Genomic DNA, 18,333 nt, shown 5'->3' on the forward strand with positions numbered 1-18,333 from the left:
GTATAATGGCATAGTATAGGGTGCTTATACTATACATCTGACGTTATTTAGCCGCGGGTAATAGTAGTTAAGTTTAACAAAGAGTAATCTTGCCTTTCCCTTTCAGAAAAACAGCCCTATGAACAAAATCGTGTTTGTCGAAGATGACCAGGATGTTGGCGAGCTGATCGCCGCTTATCTGAGTCGCCATGATATTGAAGTAATTGTTGAAAGCCGTGGCGATAGGGCCGAAGCCACTATCGCTGCTGCCATGCCAGACCTGGTGATGCTGGACATTATGCTGCCAGGCAAAGACGGCATGACATTGTGCCGTGACCTGCGAGCCGGGCAAAACTGGTCAGGGCCGATTGTGCTGCTGACCTCCCTCGACAGCGACATGAACCACATTCTCTCTCTTGAGATGGGGGCCAATGATTATATTCTGAAAACGACGCCGCCAGCCGTGCTGCTGGCGCGCTTACGTTTGCATTTGCGTCAGGCTGGCAACAGCAGCCAGAGCGATGAGATAGCCCCTAAAGTGGCGGGTCAGAATGCTCTGCGTTTCGGCTCCCTTTCTATCGATCCCGTCAATCGTCAGGTTTCGTTGAATGAGGACGTGGTCGCTCTGTCCACCGCTGACTTTGATCTGCTGTGGGAACTGGCTACGCATGCCGGTTCGATCCTCAACCGTGATGCCCTGCTAAAAACGCTGCGTGGCGTCAGCTACGATGGTCTGGATCGCAGCATCGATGTAGCCATCTCCCGCCTGCGTAAAAAGCTGCTGGACAGCGCCACGGAACCCTATCGAATCAAGACCATCCGTAATAAAGGCTACCTTTTTGCTCCACACGCCTGGGACGCTAAATGAAAAAGCTGTTTATTCAGTTTTACCTGCTGCTGTTCGTCTGTTTTCTGGTGATGGCGATGCTGGTCGGCCTGGTCTACAAATTTACCGCCGAGCGCGCCGGTCGCCAGTCGATGGACGACCTGATGAAAAGCTCGCTCTATCTGATGCGTAGCGAACTGCGTGAGATCCCGCCGCGCGACTGGAACAAGACCATCGACAATCTGGAGCTGAACCTCTCGTTCAAGCTGCACATTGAACCGATGAGTAAATATCAGCTTGATCCGCAAACCCTGCGTCGTTTGCGTGCCGGTGAGATTGTTGCGCTGGATGATGAATACACCTTCCTGCAGCACATTCCGCGCAGCCATTATGTGCTGGCGGTTGGCCCTATTCCCTACCTGTTCTTCCTGCATGAAATGCGCATTCTGGATATCGCGCTATTAGCCTTTATTGGGATCTCTTTGGCTTTGCCGGTATTTATCTGGATGAGGCCACACTGGAAAGACATGCTGAGGCTGGAAACAGCGGCCCAGCGGTTTGGTCAGGGACATCTGAATGAACGTATTCATTTTGACAGCGCCTCCAGTTTATTACGGCTTGGCGTCGCTTTTAACCAGATGGCCGATAACATCAACACCTTAGTCGCCAGTAAAAAACAGCTGATTGACGGCATAGCTCATGAGCTGCGCACGCCGCTGGTGCGCCTGCGTTACCGGCTGGAGATGAGCGATAACCTGACCGATGCCGAAGCGGCGGCGCTTAATCGGGATATTGGTCAGCTGGAGGCGCTGATTGAAGAGTTGCTGACTTATGCCCGACTCGATCGCCCTAAGGTTGATCTGAATTTGCAATCGCTGGATTTGGCCGAGTGGCTGCGGGAACGGCTGGATGATATCCGATCGGTTCAGCCAGATGTTGATATCGAGCTGGATATGCCGCAACGCCAGAATCTGGGCGTGGCTGATGCGCGGTTAATGGAACGCGTGCTGGATAATCTGGTTAACAATGCGCTGCGTTATGCCGACAAACGCCTGCGCGTAGGCCTGTGGTTTGATGGTGATGTGGCCTGCCTGCAGGTGGAAGACGATGGGCCGGGCATTCCACTGGAAGAGCGTGAGCGAGTCTTCGAGCCCTTCGTCCGTCTTGACCCCAGCCGTGACCGTGCTACCGGAGGCTGTGGACTTGGACTGGCGATTGTCCACTCCATTGCTCAGGCATTTGATGGCTATGTGCTGATTGATGCCAGCCCGCTCGGTGGCGCCAGCGTTCGCTTTTGCTGGCCAGTTAATTTACCCTTATCTTCACCTCGCGCTGCCTGACAGCGCCATAAAACCTTCAAGGGAGCTCCATGTCATCTGCCTACGCTAATTTAACCCGGACCTTCACTCGCCTTTCGCGGTTCAGCCACCTCTCCGCCATTACCGGCTGGGATATGATGACAATGATGCCACCAGGCGGCAGCAGCGCTCGCGGCGCAGCCCTGGCAGAACTGAGTGTGCTCCAGCATGAAATCCTGACGGCCAAAGAAGTGGGTCACTGGCTGGATGAAGCTGAGCAGGCTTCGCTGAACGATGTTGAACGCGCCAATCTGTACGAGATGCGTCGCGCCTGGCAGCAGGCCGCCCTCCTTCCGGCCTCGCTGGTTGAAGCGAAGTCTATTGCCGGTTCCCGCTGTGAGCACGCCTGGCGTCAACAGCGCCCGGCCAATGACTGGCAAGGCTTTGCAGAGAACCTGAAGGAAGTGGTAAAGCTAAGTCGCGAGGAAGCCGAAATCCGCGCTCAGGCAAACGGCTGCTCCCGTTACGATGCGTTGTTAGATATTTTCGAGCCAGGGATGACCAGTGCGAAGCTGGATAAAACCTTCGGAGAGATCAAAGAGTGGCTGCCTTCGTTGCTGCAGCGCATCGTTGATAAACAAGCTCAGGAAACCGTGGATGTGCCGGTGGGTCCGTTTGCCGTTGAATCCCAGAAGCAGCTTGGCCTGGCGGTGATGAATCAACTGGGCTTTGATTTTAACGCTGGCCGACTGGATGTCAGCGCGCACCCGTTCTGCGGGGGGGTTCCTGAGGATGTCCGTATCACCACTCGCTACAACGAAAACGAATTTATCAGCGCCATGATGGGCGTGATCCACGAAACGGGTCACGCCCGTTATGAGCAGAACTTACCGAAACAGTGGGCAGGCCAGCCGGTTTCCCATGCGCGTTCCACTGCTATTCATGAATCGCAAAGCCTGTTCTTTGAAAAGCAGCTCGGACGCAGCGCCGACTTCCTCAGCCTGTTACTGCCACAGGTAAAACTGTTAATCGGCGATCAGCCTGCGCTGGAAGAGTCTAACTTTATTGCCCTGAATCAGCGGGTGAAGCCAGGCCTGATCCGCGTTGATGCCGATGAAGTAAGCTACCCGGCGCACATTATCCTGCGTTATGAAATCGAACGTGCGTTGATTGAAGGCGAGATTGAAGTCGACGATATTCCTGAACTCTGGCAGCAGAAGATGCAGTCGCTGCTTGGGCTGGATACCACCGGCAATTATCGTGATGGCTGTATGCAGGACATTCACTGGACTGATGGGGCTTTTGGCTACTTCCCGACTTACACATTGGGTGCAATGTACGCCGCTCAGTTGTTCCAGGGCGTAAAAAAGGCGCTGCCGGACGTCAATGAATTACTTCGTGATGGCAACCTGCAGCCCGTGTTCGACTGGTTACAACAGAATATCTGGCAACATGGCAGCCGTTTCAGCACCCGTCAGCTGATTGAGAACGCTACCGGAGAAGATCTCAACCCGCAGTACTTCCGTCAGCACCTCGAAAACCGCTATTTAAACGACTGCTGATCCTCCTTAAAGGCAGGCTACAAGCCTGCCTTCCGCTGTTTGTACAATCCGTTACACGCCGATACCAATCACTCACTGAAAGCCTTTCCCCCTTCTCATATAGTTGCTTCACCGGCCCCGCAGTGGGCTGACACATGAACTAAACTTTTGAGGGTTTTTCAATGAAAAAATTATTTGCTCTGGTTGTAGCCGCTGCAATGGGTCTGTCTTCAGTTGCTTTCGCTGCTGAAACCACCGCTGCACCAGCAACCACTTCTGCTGCAACTACTGCTGCTCCGGCCAAAGCGTCTACTGCCAAGCATCACAAAAAACACAAAGCAACTGTGCAGAAAGCCCAGGCTGCTAAAAAAGTACACCACAAGAAAGCCACTAAGCCAGTAGCTCAGAAGGCCCAGGCTGCTAAGAAAATGCACCACAAGAAAGCCACTAAGCCAGTAGCTCAGAAAGCCCAGGCTGCTAAGAAAGTGCACCACAAGAAAGCCACTAAGCCAGTAGCTCAGAAAGCTCAGGCTGCTAAAAAAGTGCACCACAAGAAAGCCGCTAAACCAGTAGCTCAGAAAGCTCAGTCTGCTAAAAAAGTCCACCACAAGAAAGTTGCCCCGAAAGCCGCTGCTCCTAAAGCGTAATTGATGAAGCGGGAGCGCTGCTCCCCCCTCAATAGACTTTCACTCAAACACCCGGATAATGCCGGGTGTTTCTTTGCTGGAGTATCGGATGATGGTGCGTCGCTATTTATTCGAAATTATCCTCGGCTGTATGATCCTTTGTGGTGTAATCGCCGCCAGCTTTTACCTGTAATTTCGTAGCGTGCTGATATTCCAAATTAAACTCCCCTTTAGTTGACTATACGTCTATAGTTATTATCACGCCGTGGTTAACTCCCCTTACTCATTCTCCACTCAGAGAGAGACATGCGACTGACAGCTGTTTTTTTAATCGGATGTTTAGCCTTTTCGTTTTATGCCCACGCAGATGATGATGATGAAAGCCCAAGCGCGGCGGACGTCAAAACGCTGTTCTTTGGTAAAGACGATCGCAAAGCTGTGGCTGACACTGCCAGCCAACCCTGGGAAGCTATCGGCCAGCTGGAAACGGCAAGCGGCAATCTCTGTAGCGCTACCCTTATTTCGGCTCATCTGGTTCTTACCGCTGGTCACTGCCTGCTGGCACCTCCGGGTAAAGTTGACAAGGCCATTGCCCTGCGCTTTATCTCGAATACCAAAGGCCGCTGGCGCTATGACATTCATGATATTGAAACCCGTGTGGATCCAGAACTCGGCCACAAATTAAAAGCAGACGGCGACGGCTGGATTGTCCCTTCTTCTGCTGCACCCTTCGATTACGGTCTGATCATATTACGCAATCCTCCCTCCGGAATTACGCCGATCCCTTTATTTGATGGCAGCCGAAGTGATTTAACCGATGCATTAAAAAAAAAGGATCGCAAAGTGACCCAGGCAGGTTATCCGCTGGATCATCTTGAAACACTTTATTCTCATACCGATTGTCTGGTGACCGGCTGGGCGCAGAAAGGCGTGCTTTCTCATCAGTGCGACACCTTGCCCGGTGATAGCGGCTCCCCGCTCTTACTGGAGGTCAATAATGCGTGGCAACTGATTGCGGTTCAAAGCTCTGCCCCGGCAGCAAAAGATCGTTATCAGGCAGATAACCGGGCGATTGCCGTAACGGCCTTCCGCGATAATCTGGAAGCCTTAGCCCAGGAATAAGTTAAACGGGCCAGTTTCCTCAGCATCTTCTGCAGGTCACTTGCCCGCTGCCCGTTAAGTTCGTCCCCAACCCGCTACAATAATCAACATGCCGCTGAAGGCAACAATAGCGCCCAGCCAGTCATACTGACTCAACTTTACGCCATCAACAAAACGTAACCACAGCAACGCCGTCATCACATACACCCCGCCGTAAGCGGCATAAACCCTCCCGCTCGCCGCTGGATGCAGGGTTAGCAACCAGACAAAAGCGGCAAGGCTGATCGCCGCTGGCAGTAATAACAGCACAGACCCGCCTTTTTTAAGCCACAGATAGGGCAGGAAACAGCCTATAATTTCTGCCAGCGCAGTGAGGAAAAACAGTAAGGTTGTCTTAAAAAACAGCATCTATTCACTCTCTGAAACCTAAACGAAGACGCGGCTGACTGGTGAGCCTTTTCCGTCAGATGATATACTACCTGAAGCAGGCGTAAGCCGTTAAGCGTTGCGATAAACATGAAAACCAAGGAAACGACGATGAAACAATGGCAAAAACATCTGAGCAAGGCTGCTCTGCCGCTGGTGCTTTTTGGCGCTTTGTTCAGCATCCAGCAGAGCGCGCAGGCGCAAACTGACAGGTTGATTATTCAGGATGGAAATAACGCTCTGAGCAACGAGCAGGCTCGTCAGGACAAAGAGCAGTGGGATGAGACCAACCGTCTGCGCAGTAAAGTGAACACCCGCGTTGAGAAAAACTTCGACAAGTATGATCGGGCGGCTGATGTCCGTGATGCCTGTGACCAAAGCCTGAACGTGAATGCGTATTGGGAGCCAAACACTCAGCGCTGTCTGGATCGCCGCTCTGGTCGCCAGATCATCGCGCCTTAAGCTACGCTTCTTGTTAGCGCAGTTTTGTTAGCTCACGCAAAAAAAGGGATGACATAATGAAACACACTAAGTGGATGTTAGCCGCACTGATGGTTGTGGCACCGCTTGCCGCGCAGGCCTCCTGTGAAACGGTTAAAGCGGACATTAATCAGAAAATTGTTAACAACGGTGTGCCAGCGGGCGATTTCTCTCTGGAGATTGTGCCTAACGATCAGGCAGACCAGGCCGGTGGCCAGGTTGTCGGTCATTGCGAAAACGACACACAGAAAATTGTTTATAAGCGCAATGGCGCTGACAACGACTCGGTGCCTGCCAATACCGGCACTTCTCAGGATGCTCCTGCCTCCTGAGCCGTTGGGGGCGAAAATCTCGCCCCCTTCACTGCCTTAAAATCCCCCACCACTCACTCTCAATGCGGTTTAGTAGCCGGGATAAACCTCGCAATCACTAAGCTTGCTACAGCAATGGCCACCGAGACAGCAAATACCCAATGCAGTGACAACGCAATCTCACCAATCATCTGTTGTAAAGAATCGGTGGGCAACGCTTCACGTTGACTCTGCGACATAATTTGCTGCACCGGATCGGTGTAATCCGGCAGGCGGACAAGCAGGTTATAGTTCAACACCGCCCCTAATACCGCCGTCCCAAGCGCTGAGCCTAACATCCGGCTGAACATGATTGACGCAGTGCAAATCCCCCGGATATGAAACTCAGCGGTGTTTTGCACGGCAATCAGGAAGGTGGTGCTGGTCATGCCCATGCCAGTGCCAATCACAAAGGCTGAAATCCCGGCGTGAAGCACCGAACTGTTGCTGTGCAACGTCAGTAACATCGCCGTACCGATAATCAGCAACACAGAACCCAGCTGCGCGGTAAACCGGTATGAGGTCCGCTGCATGAGTCGTCCACTTAGCGTACTGGCTAACGGCCAACCGATGGACATCATCGCCAGCGCACTGCCTGCCTGCAGCGGCGTACCGCCATTCACGCCCTGAATCCAGGTCGGCAGAAAGGCACTGATGCCCATCATCGCCGCGCCAATCACCAGATTTCCGGCATTACCGGCCACTAAGGTGCGACTGCGCCAAATCGCGAACGGGAACAGCGGTTCATCTGCCCTTCTTTCATGCCTGACTAGCGCAAAACCTGACAGCAAGGCAATCGCCAGTAAAACTACCGTCCAGTAGCCCAGAGACTCTGCCTGTAAAAGCGCGGTCAACATAGCCGTGACCGTGAGCATCAGCCAGCCGCTGCCAGCCAGATTCAACTTCTGCGTCTGTTCCTTACTGGACTCAGGGAACCATTTGGCGAGCATCAACATCGAGACAATGCCAATCGGCACATTCACCCAGAAGATCAGCGACCAGTTAAAGTGCTGAACTATCCAGGCGCCAGTCAGTGGGCCGGTGATGGCCGCAATGCCCCAGACGCTGGATAACCACCCCTGAATGCTGGCCCGCTCTTTTGGCGGATAGACATCGGCAATAATGGTCGAGGTCAGCGGCATGATGGCCCCTGCACCCAGCCCCTGAAATGCCCTGAACAGGATCAGCCAAACCATATTGCTGGCAAATCCGCAAAGGATTGAACCCAGTAAAAAGAGTGAGGTGCCAATAAAGAACACCCTTTTCCTGCCCCAAAGATCGGCCAGGCGGCCATAAATCGGGACGCTGACAGCTTGTGTCAGCAGGTAGATAGAGAATACCCAGCTAAACAGCGAAAAGCCGCCCAGTTCGGCAATGATAGTCGGCATAGCCGTGGCAACAATAGTCACCTCAATAGCCGCCATAAACATCGCCAGCATGGCGGCAACCAGTATCCAGTGGCGATGAGTGACCTGGTGTTGTGCGGATTCAGACATAGGGCTCCTTAACTTAACTCCTTCTATTCTGGCCTGGATTTGCGGTAAGAGTTTCCGAAATGTGCTTTCTCATTGCCGCTCAATTGTTACAGCGTCACCTATTTGACGATAAAATATTTTCATTGAACTAATCCCAGTCCTGACAAGGGTTTTAACCGGGTATGGTCGAAAACTATCCTACTGATTTTAGGCCTAAAACTTGGCATGTCCACCCTGGCCTGCTATAGGTTTTAGGGCGCTTTCAAACCCTTTATCCAATAAAAGCGTTTAACGGCACAAAAGATCGTTTGTCGTCACAGCCTGCATCTGACGTCATAAGACAGCGTTGGGCGTCATTCACTGCTTCTGACGTCACATTTTAACTGCTTCCGGACCTGGCGTTATTCCGGATATTCAGGGAGAGGAATTCATGCAAAACCAAACGCTTCTCCGGCGTGCTGCACTGGCCGTACTGTTTCTTGCTGTAGTCATTGGCTTGCTGGTGTATGGCCTTGGAGTGGAGACAATTAAAACCCGTCAGGTAGACCTGGTCTATCTCGGTCAGCAGCATATGAAGCTGGTCTTCTGGTCAATGCTGTTCGCTTTATTGGTCGGTATCCCTAGCGGCATTATTCTCAGCCGCCCCGCTGCCCGTAAATGGGCGGAATACGTTATGCAGATCTTCAACGTGGGTAACACATTACCTCCGCTGGCCGTTCTGGCGCTGGCAATGGTGGTGATCGGCATTGGCGACCGCCCGGCGATTATCGCCCTGTTCCTCGCTTCTCTGCTGCCCATTGTGCGAAATACCTATTCCGGACTGTGTTCTGTACCGGCCTCGCTGATTGAAGCGGCCAACGGCATTGGCATGACCAAAGGTCAGCGCCTCCGCCAGGTTGAATTGCCAAACGCCTGGCCAGTGATGCTGTCTGGTATTCGTGTGGCTACCGCAATCAACGTGGGAACCGCACCGCTGGCGTTTTTGATTGGTGCCAGCAGCTACGGCGAACTGATCTTCCCCGGCATCTATCTGAATGACTTCCCTACGTTGATCCTGGGTGCCGCAGCTACCGCGCTGTTTGCGTTGATCCTCGATATGTTGCTGGCTGGCCTTGGTCGCCTGCTAAGCCCGCATACGGCCGTTTAGAAGAAGAATAAGGAGCGACAAATGGCTAAGGCCTCATCTTTAACCCGCTGGGTTCGACATACCGCACTGGCTCTGAGCGCCACGCTGGCTATGACCGCCAGCGTTGCCGCCGCCGAACCGATTGTGATGGCAACCAAAAGCTTCACCGAGCAGCATATCCTTTCAGCGCTGACCACGCAGTATCTGCGCAAGAAAGGCTTCCAGATTGAAGCGAAAACGAATATTGCCACCACTATCGGTCGCAACGCGATGATCAATAAACAGGTAGATATGACCTGGGAGTACACCGGAACTTCACTGATTATTTTTAACCATATCAACAAGCCAATGTCCTCTAAAGAAGCTTACGAAACGGTGAAAAAGCTGGATGGCAAACTCGGCCTGGTCTGGCTGAACCCGGCGCCAATGAACAATACCTATGCTTTTGCCATGCAGCGTAAACGTGCTGATGCTGAGCATATCGACACCATGTCGCAGCTGGTGGCAAAGATTGAAGACGTGCGGAAAAACGATCCTGATAATAACTGGATGTTAGGGCTGGATCTGGAGTTTGCTGGTCGTTCTGATGGCATGAAGCCTTTACAGAAGGCCTACAACATGCCGCTGGATCGCCCGCAAATCCGTCAGATGGACCCAGGCCTGGTGTATAACGCGATTCGTGATGGTTTTGTCGATGCCGGATTGATTTACACCACCGATGGACGCGTTAAAGGCTTCGAACTGAAAGTGCTGAAGGATGATAAGAACTTCTTCCCAAGCTACGCCGTGACGCCAGTTGTTACCAAAGAGACGCTGGATTCTCATCCAGGACTGGCAGAGGCGCTGAACACCCTGTCACCGTTTATCACGGATGAAGCCATCACCGAGATGAACAAGCGGGTTGATATCGATCATCAGTCACCACAGAAAGTGGCGAGTGATTTCCTTAAATCGAAAGGCTTATTCTAAGGAGGCAGTATGGATACTATCCACTATATAATTGATAACTGGAGCTATTTAGCCTCACTGACCTTTCAGCATCTGTGGCTTGTTGGCCTGGCCGTGGGTCTGGCGATCGTCATCGGTGTGCCGCTCGGTATCATCATTGTGCGCTATAAGTGGCTGGCAACCCCGGTGTTAGGGCTGGCCACTATCGTGCTGACCATTCCTTCCATCGCGTTATTTGGTCTGATGATCCCCCTGTTCTCGATGATTGGTCAGGGAATTGGCGTACTGCCTGCGGTCACTGCAGTATTCCTTTATTCCCTTCTGCCGATTGTCCGTAACACCCATACCGCGCTGGAGAATATCCCGCCCGGTTTAAGGGAGGCTGGACGCGGTATCGGCATGACGTTCTCGCAGCGTCTGCGTTGGGTAGAAATCCCTATGGCGCTCCCGGTGATTTTTGGCGGTATTCGCACTGCCGTGGTGATGAATGTTGGCGTAATGGCGATTGCTGCCGTTATTGGTGCGGGCGGTCTGGGTCTGCTGTTGCTTGATGGCATCAGCGGCAGTGACGTTCGCATGTTGATTGCAGGCGCTCTGATGATTTGTCTGCTGGCAATTATTCTCGACTGGCTGCTGCACCGCTTGCAGCTGGCGCTGACTCCTAAGGGGATTCGATAATGATAAAACTGGAAAATCTCACTAAAACGTTTAGCCAGAAAAACGGCACCACTTTTAATGCCGTGGACAATGTCAGCCTCAACGTACCGGAAGGTGAAATGTGCGTACTGCTCGGCCCTTCTGGCTGCGGTAAGTCCACCACGCTGAAAATGATTAACCGCCTGATCCCTTCAACCAGTGGCAAAATTCTGATCAACGGGGAAGACACCAGCGGGCTGGACACCGTCACGCTGCGTCGTAACATCGGCTATGTGATCCAGCAGATAGGTCTGTTCCCTAACATGACCATTGAAGAAAACATCACCGTCGTACCGAAGATGTTGGGCTGGGACAAAAAGCGCTGCCGCGAACGTGCGACTGAACTGATGAGCATGGTTGCGCTGGATCCGAAAACCTTCCTGCACCGCTATCCGCGTGAGATGTCTGGTGGACAGCAGCAGCGTATCGGCGTGATCCGCGCGCTGGCCGCTGATCCACCGGTATTGCTGATGGATGAACCTTTCGGTGCGGTCGACCCGATTAACCGTGAAGTGATCCAGAACGAGTTTCTGGATATGCAGCGCCAGTTGAAGAAGACCGTGATGCTGGTCAGCCATGACATTGATGAAGCCTTAAAACTGGGCGATCGTATTGCGGTGTTTGGCCAGGGGAAAATCGTCCAGTGCGCCAGCCCGGACGAATTACTGGCTAAACCAGCCAACGACTTTGTGGGCTCGTTCGTCGGTCAGGACCGTACGCTGAAACGTCTGCTGCTGGTACAGGCTGGTGACGTTACCGATCAACAACCGACCATCACCGTCAAGAAGTCTACTCCGCTGTCTGAAGCCTTCGGCATGATGGATGACAACGATATGCGTTCGATCACCGTGGTCGATGATGACGGTAAGCCGCTGGGCTTTGTAAAACGTCGTGAAGCACGCGGAGCCACTGGGCAGTGTGTTGAGATGCTGAATAAGTTCACCGTCACCGGACGTGCGGAAGAGAACCTGCGCATCGTGTTGTCCAAACTTTACGAGCACAATCTGGTGTGGATGCCGATTGTGGACGAAGAAGGCCGTTACAGCGGGGAAATTTCGCAGGATTATATTGCGGACTACCTGAGTTCTGGCCGTACACGTCGCGTTCTGAACCTGTCTTAAACACGCTTTAACCGACTTCGCAGCGGCAAGGATGCCGCTGAAAGTCAGTTAAGATCCTCGCCTGATACGCTCTTCCGTTCCCCCTTCCCGGTCAAAACTTCACAGCGCTCAGATCAATATATTTTGCCAGATCCCGCGTTTCTGCCCTTGGCAGATAAGGCAGTTCGCCCAGCAAGGGAGCCTGAATTTTGTTGCTCAAAACCTCAATAATTTCAGCGTAATGTCCCAGTCCCGGATTGATTCGGTTCGCTACCCAGCCCAGCAAAGGCAGGCCATCATTGATAATGGCTTCAGCCGTTAAGACCGCATGGCTAAGGCAGCCCAATTTAATCCCTACGACCATCACCACCGGCATTTTCTCTTCAATGACCCAGTCGGAAAGCGGCCGTAAATCGGTCATCAAACTGCGCCAGCCGCCTGTTCCTTCCACCACAACATAATCGGCTTGTTCGGTCAGTGACCGTAGCCCTGCACTCAGCATGGCGTAATCTACAAGAATATCCTGACTGGTGCTGACTTCATCATCAAGCACAGTGACGGGATTGATTGCTGAATAAGGCAGTTGCACAGTCGAGGAATTTTGCAGGATCAGCGCATCTTTGTTTCTCGGCCCCTCTTCAGTCTGCTGGCTACTTTTGGCAACTGGCTTATAGCCGAGGGTGCTTTTGTTGCCTTCTGCCAGCTTTTGCAGCAGGGCGCGACTGATGACCGTCTTGCCTACCTCTGTGTCAGTACCAGTAACAAATATCCGCTTCAACATGCTGCTCTCCGTGGGTCATGACCGATTAAATTGATTAAAATGAATTAACAATTAACGGCGGGCATAGTAAGGCAGTCTGAAGAAAGTCAGCTTGAGTTAGCGCAATATTTTGGCGATAAGCCAGGAGAATCAGCCTTGCAGCAGTTTCACCAGTAAGGTGCCGTCATAAAGAGCGTCTTTGACCAGTGCGGCCCCTGGCATGGTGCCAACGTTAAGAAACTGTGTTGGTTCAATGCCAGTTTGCTGGCTGTAAGCCGGAAGGGACTGACGATGAATGCAATCTGCAATCGCCGGGAAAAGAATCTCTCTCGCCTGGTTTAGCGGAGAACCAATCAATATTTTTTGAGGATTAAACAGGTTTACCATGATCGCTACAATGCGGCCCACGCTCTGGCCAACCCCGGTGATCAGTTCCGTGGCGAGCGGATCACCTTTTAACGCGGCATCGCACAGGGTTTCAAGAGTCAGGGGCTGATCCTTAAGGCTGCTGTGATCGATCGTTTCGAGCCGCTTCGCAGCCAACTCCAGCAGATTCTCGCTGCTGGCAACCGTTTCAAGACAGCCGTGGTTACCGCAATAGCACTGTTTGCCATGAGGGTCGACCTGCGTATGCCCCATTTCAACCAGCGTGCTGCTGCCGTTGTGTAACAGCCTGCCGCCGGTGATCACGCCTGCACCCACCTGATGATCAATCACTATTTGAATCACGTTTTTGGCCTCCTGAGAGGCACCAAACAACGACTCGGCCAGCGTCCATGCGCAGACATCATGCTGAATATAGACTGGCAAACCGGTGCGTTTCTCCAGCTCTGGTCCCAGAGGCATATCGGTGATTTGATAGAAAGGCATGCGGTGAACAATGCCACTCCGGGCATTGAGAATGCCGGGCAGGGTGATAGCTATTGCCGTTAGTCGCTCCAGCTGGTGCTGATGGCGAATAAAGAAAGCGTCTACTTCAGCAATAATCCGCTCTAACAGAGGCTGGCTGTTTTCCACCGGCAGCGAACAAAGATTTTCCACCACTGACTTACTGCTTAAGTCGCGTAATGTCAGGGTAATATCACCGTTACCGATACGAACAGAAAGGTAGTGCCAGGCTTGGGTATCCAGAATTAAGCCAACGGCTGGCCGCCCCCGGCTACCCACTTCCTGAAACTCGGTTTCCTGCACCAGATGGGCTTCCAGCATCTCACGCACAATTTTGGTGATGCTGGCAGGAGCAAGCTGCGCTTTGCGCGCTAATTCTATGCGCGAAATGGGCCCGAACCGATCAATCAGCCGATAAACTGCCCCTGCATTTGTCTGTTTGATCTGGTCAATGTGGCCAGGCTGACCGTCCGCTATCACACCCCTGCTCCCACTTATTTTCACGCTTCAAAATAAAGCTTTCAGTCATGGTGAAACACTTCGCGGATGGCGTCAAATATTTGATTCGGAATGTGATTTGCAGCACATAAAAGCCGTTCAGCCGGCGGATATTCCAGCAGTTGGTCACTGTAAGAGCAGTTCCTTCATCTGTTTCATTAGCGCGGTCGTCTCCCGCCGCTTCGCCCAGACCAGCCACACTTCTGACCAGGCATCGGCTTCTTTCAACGCAACCCAACTGACATCTTCAAGGCGGATGCGGCTGAACGAGGCTGGCAAAATCGACACGCCCAGACCGGCAGACACCAGACCAAGAATAGTCATCGCCTCGCCCACTTCCTGGGCAATATTGGGCTGAATATCGTAGCGCTGTAATAGCGCCAGCGTTTCGGTATAGAGCGCGGTCCCCACTTTGGGATCGAAGAAAACAAAGGGCTCTTGCGCTAAGGCAGTAACAGAGAGAGCCGATTCCCCGGCTAACCGGTGTGCCTTCGGCAACACCGCAAACAAAGGCTCACGTAACATAAGCTGATGGTCCAGCGTTTCCGGCAGCGGGGTATTACGCATCACGCCCAGGTCCAGCCGTCCTTCATTCAACGGTTCCAGCTGCTGACGCGTGTTAATTTCCTGCATCTGAATGTGTACGCCCGGATAACGCTGCCGAAATGTGAACAGTGCATCAGAGACAGCAACAATAAAAGGCGCAGATGAGGTAAAACCAATCCGCAGTTCGCCTTCATCACCCCGATGTAACCTTGCAGCTTTATCAGCAGCCTGATCGACCTGAAGCAGGATCTGACGGGCATCGGACAAGAACTGGCTGCCCGCAGCGGTTAACTGCACGCTACGATTTGTGCGGGCAAACAGCCGGGCGCCAATTTGCTGCTCAAGAATTTTAATCTGCTGGCTCAGAGGCGGTTGCGAGATATTTAGTCGCTGCGCCGCTCGTCCAAAATGCAGCTCTTCTGCTACCGCGATAAAATAGCGCAAATGCCGAAGCTCGATATTCATAGCTTAAAAGTCTCATTCGAGATTATTAATAGATTAGACATCATATTAATCCCTTATTACAGTAACCAGAACGATCTAATTGAAAGGATTTGCAGTGAATCGCTCATCACCTTCCGCGACGCTTGATGACAGCGCAGAGCGGCCTTCCCAACCTCTCCCCCAAAGCACTGAGTACATCAAACGTGGCACACCGCAATTTATGCGGGTGACGCTGGCGCTGTTTTCCGCCGGTCTGGCTACCTTCGCCCTGCTTTACTGCGTGCAGCCAATTATGCCGGTGCTCTCGCAGGAATTCGGTGTTTCCCCTGCAGCCAGCAGCCTGTCGCTTTCTATCGCTACGGGCCTGCTGGCGCTGGGGCTGCTGGTTACCGGGCCGCTTTCTGATGCCCTTGGACGGAAACCGGTGATGGTCACGGCGTTGCTGATGGCGGCCGTTTGCACCCTGCTTTCGGCGACCATGACCAGCTGGCACGGCATTTTGATCATGCGCGCGTTGATCGGGTTGTCATTAAGTGGCGTTGCTGCGGTTGGCATGACCTACCTCAGTGAAGAGGTGCATCCCAGCGTGATCGCCTTTTCAATGGGGCTGTATATCAGCGGGAATTCTATCGGTGGGATGAGCGGCAGGCTGCTGAGTGGAGTGATCACTGATTTCACTTCCTGGCGTGTTGCGGTAGCGGTGATTGGTTGTTTCGCGCTGGCTTCAGCCCTGATGTTCTGGAAAATTCTGCCTCCTTCGCGTCATTTTCGCCCTGCCTCACTCAAGCCGCGCAGCTTACTGATTAACTTCAAACTGCACTGGCGCGACAGCGGTTTGCCCTTACTGTTTGCCGAAGGCTTCCTGCTGATGGGCGCGTTTGTGACGTTGTTTAACTATATTGGTTATCGCCTGCTGGCGCCGCCTTATGGGTTGAGTCAGGCGATCGTCGGTCTGCTGTCAGTGGTCTATCTGACCGGTTCCTGGAGTTCACCTAAAGCAGGGGCGATGACCGCCAGATACGGCCGCTCTGCAGTGCTGCTTTTTTCGATCGGCATGATGGTAGCGGGTGTTTTATTGACGCTGTTCAGCTCGGTCTGGCTAATATTACCAGGAATGATGCTGTTCACTGCCGGATTTTTTGCCGGACATTCCGTTGCCAGCGGCTGGATAGGCCCGCGTGCAAGGCGCGCAAAAGGACAGGCAAGTTCGCTGTATCTGTTCAGCTACTATCTGGGTTCCAGTCTGGCGGGCACGTTGGGAGGCGTTTTCTGGCATCAGTTCGGTTGGTATGGGATTACCGCCTTTATCTGTACCCTACTGGTGATTGCATTGCTGGTGGGGGGTCGTCTCAGAAGTAAAGCGTTATAGAAGAACGGGCCTTGCGCCCGTTCTTATGATCGTTAACTACTTGGTGCGGTCTGCGTAACGTTTATGCAGCTTTTGCAGTTTCGCCGGGATTACAGCCAGGCAATAACGGTTCTGCTGCCCTTCACCTTCCCAATAGTTCTGATGATACTCTTCTGCCGGATACCACTCAGCTGGCCCTTCAATGGTGGTCACAATCGGCGCGGTCTGGTCTTCCTGCGCACGAACTATAGCCGCTTTCGCTTCTTCAGCCTGAGTTTCATCCGCCGGGAAAATCGCTGAACGATACTGGGTGCCAATATCATTACCCTGGCGGTTAAGCTGGGTTGGATCGTGGGTGGCAAAGCTGATGTCCAGCAGATCGCCATAACTGACTTTCTCCGGATCGAAGCCAAGACGAATGGCTTCAGCATGACCCGTGTTGCCATCGCACACCTGGCGATAGGTAGGATTGCTGGTATGACCACCAATGTAGCCACTTTCTACCGACACAACGCCAGTAATCTGTTTGAAAACGGCTTCTGTGCACCAGAAGCAGCCTCCGGCGATGGTTGCATATTCAATTGTCATGGTGACTCCTCTTTTACGATCCTGCCTGACTTAGTGACAACCAGTCCGGCTTAATATCGGCCATTGCAGCATAAGCGTATCAATAATGCCATCCAGTTCTGCCCTGGTCGCTCCCTCGCGGGCGCGCACTGACATTCCCTGGAGCAGACAGCCGAGATAAGCAGAAAGCGCGGTGATATCGGTCTTAGCGTTTAACTCTCCGGCGGCCTGTCGTGACAGCAAAAACTCGTTCAGGTGATTTTCCTGACTGTTATGCCTTGAACGCAGCATATCAGCGACGTCGGTTGAGTCCGCTGAAAGGGCTGTGGAAGTACAGATAAAGAAGCAGCCTGCCGGTTTTTTGCCATCGGTAAAACAGGCCGCGGTTGAGCGGAAATAGCCTTCAACGCCCTTTTCTACGCAGCTTTCCGGGCAGGCCAGTGCTGCCTGACGCTGCTCTGAAAACTTCTCTATATAGCGATCTACCGCGGCGCGGAACATCCCTTCTTTATTGGTAAATTCTGCGTACAGCGTTGGGGCTTTCGCTCCTGTCGCTTCAACCAGGTCGGATAATGAGGTGGCTTCATAACCATGGCGCCAGAACAGCTCAAGCGCAATATCCAACGCCGCTTCACGGTCGAAGGTTTTTGGCCGTCCCCGGCCCTTACGTGTGCAGATATCCTGATCGGTCATACATCCTCTCTTTGGCAACGCATTGAGGAATAAATTACCGATCATTATAAAAACATTTCCGCCGCCATGTCGAGTCCGTTCGTCAGTTTCCTTGCCCCAGAGAGGGGAATGAGCTTCTAACGGAGAGGATCAGCCGTGTCAGCACTTTTTTTTTACTCTTTAAATCATTTTTTATCAATGGCTTGTCAATTAAATTAACGGTCGTTAATAAAATACTATTGACGGGTCGGCGTGACAGGAATACCATTTAGTTATCGATCGTTAACTAATAACGACCCAGACATCAACTAAACCGAATTGGAAGAGAATAAAGACTATGAAAAACCTGAAAATGACCCTGGCTGCTCTCGCATTGACTTCCGTTTCCTTCGCTGGCTTTGCTGCTGACGTTGTAGGACAGGAACCTGTTAATCAACAGCAGGTAGGCGTGGTTAGCGCTTCTGGCACCAACCTTTCTTCACTGGAATCTCAGCTGTCGGCTAAAGCCGATGCCGCTGGTGCAAAATCATTCCGTATTACCTCAACCACAGGTAATAACCGCATGCATGCTACTGCAGAGATTTATCAGTAATTGCACCGAATGAGCTTTTTGCACCATCAACTATTTCACATTAAGG

At 52.5% G+C, this 18,333-nt stretch carries 20 protein-coding genes; 13 read left to right on the forward strand and 7 right to left on the reverse strand.

From position 1 onward, the window contains the following. Positions 1–118 precede the first annotated feature (118 nt). The 5 genes from rstA to WCC56_RS02390 all read left to right on the forward strand — a co-directional run bounded on the left by rstA (position 119) and on the right by WCC56_RS02390 (position 5,392). Positions 119–847: a two-component system response regulator RstA gene (rstA, locus tag WCC56_RS02370; RefSeq protein ID WP_424690841.1), complete on the forward strand. Its 729-nt coding sequence runs from the start codon at positions 119–121 to the stop codon at positions 845–847. Then, positions 844–2,145: a two-component system sensor histidine kinase RstB gene (gene rstB / locus WCC56_RS02375; protein WP_424690842.1), complete on the forward strand. Its 1,302-nt coding sequence runs from the start codon at positions 844–846 to the stop codon at positions 2,143–2,145. Before rstA ends, rstB begins: the two co-directional genes overlap by 4 nt. A gap of 29 nt (positions 2,146–2,174) precedes the next feature. Then, the gene (locus WCC56_RS02380) at positions 2,175–3,665 is read left to right on the forward strand and encodes a carboxypeptidase M32 (RefSeq protein WP_424690843.1); all 1,491 of its coding nucleotides are present in this window, start codon (positions 2,175–2,177) and stop codon (positions 3,663–3,665) included. A 161-nt stretch (positions 3,666–3,826) separates the two neighbouring features. Next, positions 3,827–4,291, forward strand: a complete 465-nt coding sequence (asr, locus tag WCC56_RS02385; protein ID WP_424690844.1) for an acid resistance repetitive basic protein Asr — start codon at positions 3,827–3,829, stop codon at positions 4,289–4,291. A gap of 285 nt (positions 4,292–4,576) precedes the next feature. Then, complete coding sequence (locus WCC56_RS02390) at positions 4,577–5,392, forward strand: trypsin-like serine peptidase (RefSeq protein WP_424690845.1); 816 nt, start codon at positions 4,577–4,579, stop codon at positions 5,390–5,392. 54 nt (positions 5,393–5,446) lie between these two features. On the opposite strand, the gene WCC56_RS02395 is transcribed toward WCC56_RS02390, so the two are convergent. Next, positions 5,447–5,779 (reverse strand): YnfA family protein, encoded by a 333-nt coding sequence (locus WCC56_RS02395; RefSeq protein ID WP_424690846.1) that lies wholly within the window; start codon positions 5,777–5,779, stop codon positions 5,447–5,449. Between the two features lie 129 nt (positions 5,780–5,908). On the opposite strand from WCC56_RS02395, the gene WCC56_RS02400 reads away from it, so the two are divergent. Further along, positions 5,909–6,259 (forward strand): DUF1283 family protein, encoded by a 351-nt coding sequence (locus WCC56_RS02400; RefSeq protein ID WP_424690847.1) that lies wholly within the window; start codon positions 5,909–5,911, stop codon positions 6,257–6,259. 56 nt (positions 6,260–6,315) lie between these two features. Next, positions 6,316–6,609, forward strand: coding sequence for a DUF1161 domain-containing protein (locus tag WCC56_RS02405; RefSeq protein ID WP_424690848.1), 294 nt, complete (start codon positions 6,316–6,318; stop codon positions 6,607–6,609). A gap of 59 nt (positions 6,610–6,668) precedes the next feature. Here the strand turns inward: WCC56_RS02405 and WCC56_RS02410 are convergent, their stop codons facing one another. Then, positions 6,669–8,123 carry an MDR family MFS transporter gene (locus WCC56_RS02410; RefSeq protein WP_424690849.1) on the reverse strand — a complete coding sequence of 485 codons (1,455 nt, stop codon included), beginning with the start codon at positions 8,121–8,123 and terminating at the stop codon, positions 6,669–6,671. Positions 8,124–8,532: 409 nt separating this feature from the next. Between WCC56_RS02410 and osmY the strand changes: the two genes are divergently transcribed. The 4 genes from osmY to osmV are packed head-to-tail and all read left to right on the forward strand — an operon-like array spanning position 8,533 to position 11,993. Next, a complete protein-coding gene (gene osmY, locus WCC56_RS02415; RefSeq protein WP_424690850.1) occupies positions 8,533–9,249 on the forward strand; it encodes an osmoprotectant ABC transporter permease OsmY in 717 nt (238 codons plus the stop codon). Positions 9,250–9,270: 21 nt separating this feature from the next. Beyond that, positions 9,271–10,197, forward strand: coding sequence for a glycine betaine ABC transporter substrate-binding protein (locus WCC56_RS02420; RefSeq protein WP_424690851.1), 927 nt, complete (start codon positions 9,271–9,273; stop codon positions 10,195–10,197). Between the two features lie 9 nt (positions 10,198–10,206). Beyond that, positions 10,207–10,854 (forward strand): osmoprotectant ABC transporter permease OsmW, encoded by a 648-nt coding sequence (gene osmW, locus WCC56_RS02425; RefSeq protein ID WP_265910339.1) that lies wholly within the window; start codon positions 10,207–10,209, stop codon positions 10,852–10,854. Beyond that, positions 10,854–11,993 (forward strand): osmoprotectant ABC transporter ATP-binding protein OsmV, encoded by a 1,140-nt coding sequence (gene osmV / locus WCC56_RS02430; RefSeq protein ID WP_424690852.1) that lies wholly within the window; start codon positions 10,854–10,856, stop codon positions 11,991–11,993. Before osmW ends, osmV begins: the two co-directional genes overlap by 1 nt. A gap of 91 nt (positions 11,994–12,084) precedes the next feature. Here osmV and bioD read toward each other — a convergent pair whose 3' ends face one another. The 3 genes from bioD to WCC56_RS02445 all read right to left on the reverse strand — a co-directional run bounded on the left by bioD (position 12,085) and on the right by WCC56_RS02445 (position 15,129). Continuing rightward, on the reverse strand, positions 12,085–12,753 hold the full coding sequence (gene bioD, locus WCC56_RS02435; protein WP_424690853.1) for a dethiobiotin synthase: 669 nt from the start codon (positions 12,751–12,753) through the stop codon (positions 12,085–12,087). A 129-nt stretch (positions 12,754–12,882) separates the two neighbouring features. Next, on the reverse strand, positions 12,883–14,100 hold the full coding sequence (gene mlc, locus WCC56_RS02440) for a sugar metabolism global transcriptional regulator Mlc (protein ID WP_424690854.1): 1,218 nt from the start codon (positions 14,098–14,100) through the stop codon (positions 12,883–12,885). Between the two features lie 144 nt (positions 14,101–14,244). After that, positions 14,245–15,129, reverse strand: a complete 885-nt coding sequence (locus WCC56_RS02445) for a LysR family transcriptional regulator (protein ID WP_424690855.1) — start codon at positions 15,127–15,129, stop codon at positions 14,245–14,247. Between the two features lie 94 nt (positions 15,130–15,223). Between WCC56_RS02445 and WCC56_RS02450 the strand changes: the two genes are divergently transcribed. Further along, entirely contained in the window at positions 15,224–16,477 is a 1,254-nt protein-coding gene (locus WCC56_RS02450; RefSeq protein ID WP_424690856.1) for an MFS transporter, read from the forward strand. Positions 16,478–16,513: 36 nt separating this feature from the next. On the opposite strand, the gene msrA is transcribed toward WCC56_RS02450, so the two are convergent. Continuing rightward, a complete protein-coding gene (gene msrA, locus WCC56_RS02455) occupies positions 16,514–17,044 on the reverse strand; it encodes a peptide-methionine (S)-S-oxide reductase MsrA (protein WP_424690857.1) in 531 nt (176 codons plus the stop codon). A 30-nt stretch (positions 17,045–17,074) separates the two neighbouring features. Continuing rightward, positions 17,075–17,716, reverse strand: coding sequence for a TetR/AcrR family transcriptional regulator (locus WCC56_RS02460; protein ID WP_424690873.1), 642 nt, complete (start codon positions 17,714–17,716; stop codon positions 17,075–17,077). 316 nt (positions 17,717–18,032) lie between these two features. Between WCC56_RS02460 and bhsA the strand changes: the two genes are divergently transcribed. Continuing rightward, positions 18,033–18,287: a multiple stress resistance protein BhsA gene (gene bhsA / locus WCC56_RS02465; RefSeq protein ID WP_424690858.1), complete on the forward strand. Its 255-nt coding sequence runs from the start codon at positions 18,033–18,035 to the stop codon at positions 18,285–18,287. Positions 18,288–18,333 lie beyond the last annotated feature (46 nt).

The organism is Erwinia sp., assembly GCF_049696395.1.
In the GTDB taxonomy this organism is placed as follows: Bacteria; Pseudomonadota; Gammaproteobacteria; order Enterobacterales; family Enterobacteriaceae; genus Erwinia.